Annotated in this window: 13 protein-coding genes; 1 reads left to right on the plus strand and 12 read right to left on the minus strand. The window is 40.1% G+C overall.

All coding sequences use genetic code 11. The features are described 5' to 3' along the window. Positions 1-48: 48 nt before the first annotated feature. Entirely contained in the window at positions 49-1101 is a 1053-nt protein-coding gene (locus tag ACNURT_RS22075) for a hypothetical protein (RefSeq protein WP_419699530.1), read from the plus strand. A gap of 96 nt (positions 1102-1197) precedes the next feature. Here ACNURT_RS22075 and ACNURT_RS22080 read toward each other — a convergent pair whose 3' ends face one another. The 12 genes from ACNURT_RS22080 to mreC form a co-directional block, all read right to left on the minus strand. Continuing rightward, positions 1198-3309: a peptidase domain-containing ABC transporter gene (locus ACNURT_RS22080; RefSeq protein WP_370996358.1), complete on the minus strand. Its 2112-nt coding sequence runs from the start codon at positions 3307-3309 to the stop codon at positions 1198-1200. An 11-nt stretch (positions 3310-3320) separates the two neighbouring features. After that, positions 3321-4487, minus strand: coding sequence for an HlyD family secretion protein (locus tag ACNURT_RS22085; RefSeq protein ID WP_370996357.1), 1167 nt, complete (start codon positions 4485-4487; stop codon positions 3321-3323). Positions 4488-4550: 63 nt separating this feature from the next. Continuing rightward, positions 4551-4712, minus strand: a complete 162-nt coding sequence (locus ACNURT_RS22090) for a hypothetical protein (protein ID WP_172336958.1) — start codon at positions 4710-4712, stop codon at positions 4551-4553. A gap of 113 nt (positions 4713-4825) precedes the next feature. Further along, on the minus strand, positions 4826-5035 hold the full coding sequence (locus ACNURT_RS22095) for a hypothetical protein (RefSeq protein ID WP_419699531.1): 210 nt from the start codon (positions 5033-5035) through the stop codon (positions 4826-4828). A 134-nt stretch (positions 5036-5169) separates the two neighbouring features. Then, positions 5170-5385: a hypothetical protein gene (locus ACNURT_RS22100; protein ID WP_419699532.1), complete on the minus strand. Its 216-nt coding sequence runs from the start codon at positions 5383-5385 to the stop codon at positions 5170-5172. Positions 5386-5516: 131 nt separating this feature from the next. Continuing rightward, the gene (locus ACNURT_RS22105) at positions 5517-5723 is read right to left on the minus strand and encodes a hypothetical protein (protein WP_370996354.1); all 207 of its coding nucleotides are present in this window, start codon (positions 5721-5723) and stop codon (positions 5517-5519) included. Between the two features lie 147 nt (positions 5724-5870). Then, positions 5871-6068 (minus strand): hypothetical protein, encoded by a 198-nt coding sequence (locus tag ACNURT_RS22110; protein ID WP_370996353.1) that lies wholly within the window; start codon positions 6066-6068, stop codon positions 5871-5873. Positions 6069-6255: 187 nt separating this feature from the next. Continuing rightward, positions 6256-6459: a hypothetical protein gene (locus tag ACNURT_RS22115; RefSeq protein ID WP_419699533.1), complete on the minus strand. Its 204-nt coding sequence runs from the start codon at positions 6457-6459 to the stop codon at positions 6256-6258. 539 nt (positions 6460-6998) lie between these two features. Then, complete coding sequence (gene rodA, locus ACNURT_RS22120; RefSeq protein WP_419699534.1) at positions 6999-8267, minus strand: rod shape-determining protein RodA; 1269 nt, start codon at positions 8265-8267, stop codon at positions 6999-7001. 1 nt (position 8268) lies between these two features. Beyond that, entirely contained in the window at positions 8269-10281 is a 2013-nt protein-coding gene (gene mrdA / locus ACNURT_RS22125) for a penicillin-binding protein 2 (RefSeq protein WP_419699535.1), read from the minus strand. After that, positions 10278-10796, minus strand: coding sequence for a rod shape-determining protein MreD (locus ACNURT_RS22130; RefSeq protein ID WP_370996349.1), 519 nt, complete (start codon positions 10794-10796; stop codon positions 10278-10280). The genes mrdA and ACNURT_RS22130 overlap by 4 nt, the downstream gene beginning before the upstream one ends. Then, the gene (gene mreC / locus ACNURT_RS22135) at positions 10789-11622 is read right to left on the minus strand and encodes a rod shape-determining protein MreC (protein WP_419699536.1); all 834 of its coding nucleotides are present in this window, start codon (positions 11620-11622) and stop codon (positions 10789-10791) included. Before mreC ends, ACNURT_RS22130 begins: the two co-directional genes overlap by 8 nt. Positions 11623-11624 lie beyond the last annotated feature (2 nt).

Raw genomic sequence — 11624 nt, forward strand, 5'->3', positions numbered from 1 at the left:
TCAGAATTTAATCCTATTTTTGGTAAGCATTTTTCTAAGATTGAAGCCATGAAGCAAATGGATGTATTTAAAAAGATAGGTGGTATTTTAAAAGAGCTTAATGACCAATATAATTACCTTGAAGCAGAAAGCAGTGAACTCAACGAATTGGAGTTGGAGTTGTTTGTTGCCAACGCTCATTTTTTAAAAGATCATGCCGAAATATTACGCCGGCTGCATGAACGTTCTAATCCGGCGCCCCTGGCACCCGTTGCCGAAAAACCGGAGCCTGTAATAGAAATAAGCAAACCTGTTCCATTGCCCACGCCCCCTCCTTCACTTATAGATAAAAAACCGGAGCACATACATGAGCAGCGTTATTTTGAACCTGTTGTACAACAAAAGCCCGCTACCGAAACCAAACTGGAGCTAAGCGATGCTGTTGTTACACCCGTTCAGCCACCTTATAATCCCATTCAAAACGAGCCGGAACCAGAACCGGTACAAGAAGAGCAACCTGTACCGCACATCGATCTGAAGGCCGAAAATACTGGCGACACCTATTCGTTTGAACGCCATGAACCAGAACCTGTAAAAGAAGAACTGGAGATTGACCAGGCTGCCGAATGGGAAGATGAAGAAGACCATTTTGAGCAGGAAGAACTTACGGAACAACTACCTCCGGCAGGTACAGATACCCGATCCGTTCCCGAACCTGCATTCACCCCAACCGATCCGGAACTGGTTGCAGATCATACCAATGACAGCAAGGCTATAACCGACGATAAAGTACTGACCATTAATCAAAAAATATCGGCATTAAAAGCCGAAAAAGATAAAGGAGCGGTGACTGCAGTTGCATCGCCTGCGACTGTTTTGCCTATTACCGATCTAAAGTCGGCCATTAACCTGAACGATAAATTACTTTATATCAAAGATCTGTTTAATGGTTACAGCCTCGCTTACAGTGAAGCTATTGAAATAGTAAACCGCTTTAATTCATTTGATGAAGCCGAACGCTTTTTGAAAACCAATTACGTTGTAAAAAACAATTGGGAAAGTAAGCCTGCTACTACCGAAAAATTCTACGCTTTACTCAAGCGGAGATACCCAGGAGGCTAAAGGCTAAAATAAGAAAAGCCCCGGTATACCGGGGCTTTTCTTATTTTATAGAAAACCGTCATTGCGAGCTGGCTTTTCGCTTTAAGCCTTCAGCTTTTAGCTCAAGCTATAGTTTAATTTTTTATGACTGCCTTGTTCCACAACTACGCCCTTATCCAATACAATAATATTATCGGCATTGTTTAAGGTACTTGAACGGTGAGTAATTACAATTACCGTTTTTTGTTCTTCCTTTAAAAATTCAATCATTTTTTGCACATACTTTTCAGATACGGAATCAAGCGAAGACGTTGCTTCATCTAATATCAGGATCTCGGGGTTACGATACAATGCCCGGGCTATCGCGATGCGTTGTCTTTGACCACCAGACAGCGATGTACCGTTCTCGCCCAAATACGTTTGGAAACCTTTTGGCAATGATTCTATAAAACCGGTTATACCCAGTTTAGCCGAAATGTCGATGATTTTTTTCATATCCGGCTCATTATCACCAACAGCGATGTTATCAATAACGTTACCTGCAAACAAATCAATTTGTTGTGGTACTACCGATATCATCCGGCGAAGAGACGAATTGTTGATGTATTTAAGATCATACTCACCAATACGTACATTACCATTTTGTATAGGATATATGTTTTGCAATATCGACATGAGTGTGGATTTGCCCGAACCACTTTCGCCAACAATAGCGGTAAATTTACCTTTCGGGATAATCAGGTTCAGATTATCAAAAACAGCAACCCGGGTACCGTAGCGGAAGGAAACATTTTCAAAACGTATATCACCAATTTTATCAGGACTAAGATCAATTTGGTTCTCATCTTTTTCGCGCTCCAGGTCCATGATCTCAAATAACCTGTCGGCTGCAATTACCGCGTCCTGTACGGTTCTGTTCATCCCGATCAAGGAAGATACCGGTCCGGTAAAATAACCTATCAATGTATAAAATGATAAAAGCTCACCAGGGGTTATATTATTATCCATCACATAACCGGCACCAACCCAAAGCAAGGCAATAGTTAATAAACGGGATATCAATTCTGAAGAGGTACCTGAAAAAACAGAGTTCAGGTTTGACTTCATGCCGATCTTCAACAACCTGACAAAACGCACTTCTGTTTTTTCATCCGCATGATCTTCCAGCCCGAAGCGTTTAATGGTACCCACCGAGTTTAAGCTTTCTACCAATTGCGATTCCAGCTCCGCGGCATCCTCCATCAGCTTACGCTGTGCCTTTTTATTGAGCTTATCGGTTATATAATAAATAGCCAGATATAAAGGAATAACGGTAAGCATGATGAGTGCCAGTTTCCAGTAATAAGTAAACATCATGATGAATGAGAACACCACGATAAATATGTTTACCAGGAAATTGATACTTACATCGTTTAAAAACGTACGGATTTTTACCGCGTCATTGATACGCGAAATGATCTCGCCCACGCGCATGGTATCAAAAAACTGCTGTGGTAACCTAAGCAAATGCTTGTAATAGCCCAAAATGAGCTTGGCATCAATCATTTGCCCCGTTTTCAGGGTAAATATGGTTTTGGCTGTACCTATAAAAAGCTGCAATGCCAAAATGAGCACCATACCAATACCCATAATATTAAGCAGGTTGCGATTGCCGTCAACCAACACAAAGTCGACCAGTTTTTGTACAAAAACCGAGGTTGATAGACCTAAAATAGTGTAAACAATGGCACCAAACAGGGCTTGTATCAGAATACTTCTGTGCGGTTTGATGAGTGTCCAAAAGCGACTGTTTACAGATTTTTTTTCGTTGCCGACCTCAAACTCTTCTGATGGCAACAGCAAAATCAACGCTCCAGACCATTCTTTTTTAAATTCATCATGGCTTCTGCGGCTTAGTTGCCCGTCAATCGGGTCCATCACCTCAACAAACTTATCCGTAACCTTATATATTACTACGTAGTGGTGCAAAATTTCTTTTACCACTAAGTGCGCTATGGCGGGTTTGGGTATTTTGAACAGGCTTTCAAAAGGTCCTTTTACGCCTTTGGCTTCAAACCCTAATTTCTGAGCGGCCTCAACCATGCCCAATACATTGGTTCCTTTTTTATCGGTACCGGCAAGCTGCCTGATACGGGCTACCGCGAGATCAAGCTTATAATGTGATGCTACTGAAGCTAAACAAGCTGCCCCGCAATCCGTTATATCCCGCTGTTTTATTTTGATGCTCATTGCTTTCTGGTTTAGCTGCCAATATTAGGATTTACCCAATCATCTACCTTATCGTACAATAACTGATATAAGCTCCGCTTGGTTACGTTAAATCGGGCTGTAAAATTCATCCCTTTTTTCAGGTATCCTTTGTAGCCATTCTTTAAAGTGAGGTAGTTTTTATCAAGCGTACATTTTACCTTAAATACCGGTTGGTTTTGGTTTACTATAATAATATCATCAGAAATATCAACCACCTTACCAGTCATCAGTCCCCATTGATTGTAATTGAATGCATCTACCTGGAAACGTACCTGCTGCCCCTTTTTAATCAACCCGATATCTGAGGGTTTGATATAGCAAAAGGCAGTTAAATTGGCATCTGGTGATATTTCACCGATCTTTTGGTTAGCAAACACGTACGCGCCGTTTTGCACACCTGATATATTTTGAACTGAGCCGCTTATAGGAGCCCTCAGCATGTATTGTCTTTTTTGTTCGTTTATCTCAGCTTCCTGTCCGTTTAGCTGGCGCAATTCATTCCTGAAACCATTAGCTTCGGTTTGCCATTGCGTTTTATATTTGGCTAACACCATTAAATAAGCAGATTTAGCCTGTTCATACTCAAATTTATACTTTTCGTACTCCGATTCGGTAAGCACTTTGTTCTTATACAATTCGTTATAGCGGTTAAATGTACTTGCCGACTGTTGTTTGGCAATGGCCGAATTTGCCAGCTCCTGCGAAAATTGCTGCCATGAGGCATTATATTGCCCGGTTTGCAAATTAGGGGTACTTGTTCTTCCCCTGTTAACGCCAGCCAATAATTCGTTGATATCACCTAAAAACTGTCCTATTTGTCTTTTGCGATTATCGGCCAGAGCGCCTTGTTGTTTCTGCACGGAGGCGTCTATCACTAAAATGGTATCGCCACGGGTAATTTTTTGATTGTCGGTAAGTTTAAGCCTGGTGAGCCGGCCGTTAACCGGAATAGTTAACTCGGCTTTTTCAATAGATGATTGTAAAAGCCCGGTCCCCTTGATACTGATGGGGGTTTTAATAAATGGAAGCAGTACAAAAGTTACTATTATTGCTAATACCGTAACTAAATAGATAAGCTGGGTTCTCCTGCTTATCTGTGAACGGTAAACAATAGAGGTTTCAGCAATTGTTTCTGTAGAATAGGTAGATAAAGCCATGCCTTTGCAACATATTAAAATAGTCGTTATCCCAATGAATCGTGATAACGACTATTTATGTTTTTATAAACCTTGAACCAATTTAACAACGGCATCTAAAATAGAGCCTAAAGCTGTAAATACGGCGCCAAGCAGATCACCTAAGCCGTATCCACCGTTAACATTGATCATTTCCTTAGCATCCATTTCCTGAACACCAAGTTCTTTTAATTCTAAATTTTTCATAATTGTGAGTGTTTATTTGTTTTTTTTACGAAAATGAGCCAAATTAAGTTGACTCTGTTGAAAAGAAAATAGCCGTACCCTTAAGCATTTAAGAACAACGGCTATTGCTTATCTTACAAGCCGCCCTGAAGTAATTGAAACAGCGAGCCCAATGTTTTGGTAAGGAGTGAACCTGTATCAGTTAATACACCTGCTAAAAATTTCAAAACGGGCTCAAGGTTAAGGCTGATTGAAATGTCGCCTAAACCACCACCGTTAACTTTTGTCATTTCAGCAGTATTCATTTCCTGAACACCAAGCTCTTTTAATTTTAGATTTTTCATAATTGTGTTTTTTGTATATAAAATCCCTTACTCTGTTAAGGCTTTTCAGGATACGCCTTAATCGGCAAAAGCCGATATATCAAGTATACGGCTGCCTTATAGCTTTTAATTAGCTCAAGTGCTTGTATAAGATCTTAAATTCGATTAAGAAGACCTGACACGGAATGTAAAATATTCACAATTACATTTGAAAGCCCCGGAAGCAGGGAACCAAGCGAACCACCAATAAGAAGGGCGACATTATCAACAAGGGTAGCAACACCATCCAAAATAGCACCACCATTAACCGTAGTCATTTCAGCAGTATTCATTTCCTGGACATCCAGTTCTTTTAATTCAAGGTTTTTCATGATTGTAATCTTAAACATTTTCCTTACTCTGTTATGGCTTTTCAGGATTCGCCATGTATATAATAAGTTTTGGGAATAATCTCAGTTTAAATATATGGGTAAATAACTGTTTAATTCAATTTAAGCAACAGTTATCCGTGCAGCAAACCTTTAAGGGTAGTAAAAAAGGTTTTAAAGTCCTGAATGATCCCATCCAGGTTTACATTTGCCTGAAGGCCGTCTACAAGTGCCTGAACAGCATTGATGATACCTCCAATTACACTGCCGCCATTTACATCGGCCATTTCAGCAACATTCATTTCCTGAACTCCAAGTTCTTTTAACTCTAAATTTTTCATAAGGGTAGTTTTAAAAAATTTCCCTACTCTGTTCATGGCTTTTCGGGATCCGCCATTTATGTGAAATTGAGGAATAGGATTTGTTACGTGCGATAGGAATAAATAGCCGTTAACCCAACCTGGGCAACGGCTATTTAAAAGGTTTTATTATAATGCTCCAAGAATAGCACCAACGATTTTAACTTGAGTAGTAACAAAAGACACAACTTCAGTTACTGTTTTGTTAAGTTGAGCGAAAAGTGGGCCAAGGTCAATGCTGATGCCTAATAAACCACCATTAACGTTAGTCATTTCAGTAGCATTCATTTCTTGAACGCCAAGTTCTTTTAATTCTAAATTTTTCATAATAGTATTTTTTTGTTCAATAATCCCTTACTCTGTTAGGGCTTTTCAGGATTCGCCCGTCTGGCCGGCCAATAATGGCAATGCCACAAATTAATTAGAATCGCAATCAGTGAGATAAGCTGTGTTAGCCACCTTATCGGAACAGGGATCGCGAAATTGTTTTTGGGAAATAGTTAAATAAAACTAATTAGCTTTTAATGAAGCCTAAAAGCGAATTTACAGTGTAACCAACAAACTGAACTGTGTTGTTTACCAAAATGCTTACACCTCCCAAGGCCACAAATAAAGTGTTAACCAGTATGTCGCTTAAAGGACCGCCACCGTTAACTTTTGTCATTTCAGTAGCATTCATTTCTTGAACGCCAAGTTCTTTTAATTCTAAATTTTTCATAATAGTGTTATTTATTGTTTTGTCCCCTTACTCTGTTATAGGCTTTTCAGGATACGCCTCCGTTCGGCCAAACGCTTAAAACAAATATAATATATAACAATAAATACTTAAATGCGTACCAGTTTGCGGGTACTGCTTCTGAAAGGGAAAAAGGCTTAAAAATGGGTTAAAACATTATAAAAACCTGCTTTTTAGACCAAAAGCGCACTTTTATGGCTCTATATTCAATTCATTCATTTTACTCAACAGCAGTTTGCACGCTAATTTACGGGGCTATTTAATAAATAAAATGTTAAAATATGGGATTAACAGGCGATTTTTAAGAAAAGTAATCTATAATTAACACAATTGTTAACAAGTCAATGATTTAACTAAAAGATTAATAATTTAATTATTGGATATTTAAATATTTAACCATTCTGTAACTATATTTACCTTATCAGTATTAAATAAATTAATATTAATGTAACAATATAGTAATAAGACAAATCATACAGTATACATAGTCAAGGCGTTAGCGCCAGACACTTCAGCGTATATTAAACGATGCCCATTCGGTTTGAATCGAGCTTAACGAGGATAAAAAGCAGTATGGTAAAACTGAGCAAAGAAGAGCCGCCATAACTGATAAATGGCAGAGGTATACCAATTACAGGCACCACCCCAATGGTCATGCCAATGTTAATAACCACATGAAAAAACAATACAGAAGCCACCCCATAACCGTATATACGGGAGAAAGGCGATCGCTGCCTTTCGGCCAGGTAGATCACCCGCAATATCAAAAACAAATAAAGCCCGATGACCACAACCGATCCGGCAAAGCCCCACTCTTCGCCAATGGTACAAAAAATAAAATCGGTACTTTGCTCGGGTACAAAGGAGTATTTGGTTTGTGTGCCATGTAAATAACCCTTACCCCATAACTTGCCCGAGCCAATAGCTATTTTCGACTGGTTTACGTTATACCCTTTGCCTTTTAAATCAGTAGTGATACCTAATAGTATATTAATACGTTCGGTTTGGTGCGGCTTTAAAACATGGGAGTAAATAAACTTAACGCTAAAAATAAACGCGACAGATATGGCCAGGCCTACCAGCATAGTAAAAATAAGCTTGCGATGCCGTCTGAATAAAAATATGACCAGGGCGGTTAATGCCACTAATACCAGGATTACATAAACTGGATTATACAAAAGTGAAACTACAAACAGCACAATAAGCAAACCACTGATCACCAAAAAATATGGCGACAGGCCCTCACGGTAAAGTACAAAAATAAGCGAGCAGAACACCAACGTTGACCCGGTATCGGGCTGCAGCATGATCAGCAACATCGGGAAGCCAATTATGGCCGCGGCTATCAGAAATGATCTTAATTCGGTAACTTTAATATTAACCGAGCTCAGATAACGGGCCAATAGCAAACACGTGGAAAACTTAGCAAACTCTGAGGGTTGTAACCGGAACCCACCACCCATGTTTATCCAGGCCTGGTTACCACCCACGTTTCGGCCCACTACTAACACCAATATCAGCAGCAGTACCGTTATACCGTAAAATGCAGGTGCAAGCGCGGTTAAAAACCTGCTCTCCAACAACAGTATAACTATGGCTACTACGATGGATACGTTGATATAAATAAATTGCTTACCATAGTTAGTTGAGGCATCAATAATACTGGGGTGCTTTTCATCAAACACAGCAGCGTGAATATTGAACCAACCAATAGTACACAGGGCCAGATACAGGAGCACTATTAACCAATCTACATTGAAAAAAAAGCTGCGCTGGTTGTTTACACTCATATTATTTACCAGCCCCCCTGCCTGCTAAAAGATTGCTTAAACTTCCTGATTTATTATTGTTAGCCGTTTTGAGCTGAGCCGCCTTTTTGATCGAATCGGCTTTCACCTTCCTGATTGAATCAGCCCGCACAGATCTGATACTATCTCTTTTTCTTTCTTTTAACCTTTCCGGCAGATAAATATTTAAATCGGGCAACAGGTTGGCATTGATGTAATAATCAGGTGTAATACCCGATGGCCGTTGCGATATCGATTTTTTTAAATATTGTTCAACAATAAAACTGGCAATGGGCGCTGCCCATGTACCACCCTGCCCTGCATTCTCAACCACTACGGCTATGGCTATTTTGGGGTTATCCCTTGGGGCAAAAGCAACAAATACCGAATTATCCTTACCTGTTCTGTTTTGAGCCGTACCGGTTTTCCCGCACATGATGATACCCGGTATTTTTGCCCCTTTGGCCGTTCCATAATCAACCACACTTTCCATACCATCAATAACCGGCTTAAAATACTGTGAATCTATGCCCACATAATTCTTCACATTATACTCGTGTTTGATCACCTGTTTATCGCCAATGGCTTTTATCAAATGCGGTTTGTAATAAAAACCACGGTTGGCAATAGTGGCTTCGATATTGGCTAACTGTAAGGGGGTAGCTAATAATTCGCCCTGCCCTATCCCTAATGAAATAACCGTACTTGAACGCCAGCCGCCTTTATGGTATACTTTATCATAGTAGGATGCCCTTGGCAGGTTACCCCGGCCTTCGTTTGGCATATCAAGCCCTAACTTGGTACCCAAACCAAATTTGGCTACATTACCTCGCCAATAATTAAATGATGTATCGGTCTTTTTGGCCCCATTACGGTTTATCAGCTTCTCAAAAACCATATCAAAGTAACCATTACATGACTCTGCTACAGCTTTACTTAAATTAACAGCCCCGTGCACTTCGCCATGAAAACAAGGTATCCTTCTGTTACCCGCTATATAATATCCCGGACAGTAATACATGGTTTCGGGGGTAATTACCCCTTCCTGTATGGCGATAAGTGCGCTCAAAGGCTTAAATGACGACCCAGGAGGATAATAGGCCTGTATAGGCCGGATAAAAAACGGATTATAAGGATCGTTGTATAGTTTGGAGGCATTGTTTCCCCGCTCCCGGCCAACCATCAGGTTGGGGTCATACGTAGGGCTGCTTACATAACATAATATTTCGCCGCTTGACGGTTCAATAGCTACGATACTACCCAGTTTGTTTTTCATCAGCTTTTCGCCCAGCTTTTGCAGGTTCATATCAAGTGATGAAGTAAGTCGTTCGCCGGGATGGGCCAAAGTATCAAAGGCGCCATTGGCAAAAGAACCTTTGGGTATGCCACGCGAATCAACCATTTGTATTTTCACGCCTCTTTGTCCCCGCAAAACTTGTTCATAGGACTTTTCGACACCGGTAACACCAATATAATCGCCCTGGCGATAATAGCCGTTTGAGCGTTCAATATCCCGGTCCTGCACCTCGCCAATAAAACCTAAAAACTGAGCGGCAGTTGAATCGGGATAGGTTCTTACCGTACGTCGCTGCACATAAAATCCCGGAAATTCGGTTAGTTTTTCCTGGAAAGACGCGTACAACTCAAAAGGGAGCTGTTTTTCAAATATCGACTCCTTATTAGGAGAGTATTTGATGGCCTTGATCATACGCTTATCAAAGCCTTCTTTATCAATACCTAATAATTTACAAAACGCCAGCGTATCAAACGGTTTTACTTCTTTTGGATTAACTGTAATGTCATAAATGGGTACATTCTGAACCAGTATTTTACCATAACGATCAAGTATGGGGCCACGCGCCGGGTATTGGATCTCTATGCGCCTTACATTACGATTAGCATATAATGTATAACGATCATCAACTATCTGGATATAGTAAAGCCTACCCAAAAGAGTGATCATAATTACCAGAAAAATACCTGTTACAACGTACCGACGCTCAAAAAACTTGTTCATTTACGTTCTTTCCTTCTGAAAAATAGTAATCCTGAAATAAGCATTAAAAATACAGTAAATATTGAACTCAATACAACACGGCTTAGTGTGTATTGGATTTCAGAAAAACTAAATACCTCTAAATTCAGCAGAAAGAAATGATGAAAGAGGGTAAGCACCAGGGCATAGGTAAAAAACCACCGGAACCCCATAATACTCAAGGTAGGTTCAGGTTCATTATCAAAGCCATCTTTTTGCACCGTGATGCTGATAAACAGGATACGCACTAAAGCCAGTACCACACACGCGGCTGCGTGCAGACCAGGCGTATCATAAAAAGCATCAATGGTTAACCCTAATAAAAACGACAGTACAAACAGCAATATATTAGGCACCTCAAACGGAAGCAGCAAAATAAACAAGATATACAGATACGGGGTCGACAGGTTATAAAAGGTAATGTTCTTGAGCAAAAACACCTGCATAAAAACCAGCACCAGAAACCGGATAGCATTAACTAAAATAGCTCTACTCATTTTTTTTCTGTCCGGCCTCCAGATCCGTTTGCTCCTGCGCAAATTTGTTATTTATCACGTAAACATATTCCAGTTTACTAAAATCAACAGCAAGTGTCACATCCACATTAAGCAGTAAGCCGCCACCTTTAGCATGCAGGTTTGTTATTTTTCCAAAGGGAATGCCCGTAGGAAAAAGCGAATACCCCGAGGTAACTACCTGCTCACCCAGTTTCGGTTGAGCATCGTTCTGGATATCCGTTAACAATCCCTTTTTAGGGTCAAGATCAGCCCCCCATATAAATGAGCCAATCTCTTTATTATTAGCCAGCATAGCACTAAAACGGGTGTTTTTATTCAATACCGATTGCACTATAGCCAAATGCTCTGAAACATCAACTACCATCCCTACTACCCCCGAGCTGCAAATAACCCCCATATCCTTAGTTATACCTTCTTTACTACCCCGGTTAATGGTAATATAGTTACTGCGCTTGTTGGTAGAGTTATTGATCACTCTGGCTACAATATAGGTATACTGTTGTTTGTAAGTGGTATCAACCACCTTATGTTTTTCAATCGTATCTACATACAAAGCCGATTTTAATATCCCGCGCAGTTGGGCGTTTTCGCAGGCGAGGCTGTCATTTACTTCTTTTAACGACAAGTATGCATAAAACTGACTAACCTGTGTGTACAGCGTACCGGTAACCTTGTTGGTTGAATTAATAAAAGTAGCTTTTTGAAAGGAGTTGTATTTGATATAAATAAGCAGCGAGCTTATCTCAAAAATCAGGAATAAAAAAAACGCGTTATACTTAGTGATAAATATCAAGAGGTTACGCATCG

The sequence above is a fragment of the Mucilaginibacter sp. NFX135 genome (assembly GCF_048565145.1).
Classification (GTDB): Bacteria; Bacteroidota; Bacteroidia; order Sphingobacteriales; family Sphingobacteriaceae; genus Mucilaginibacter.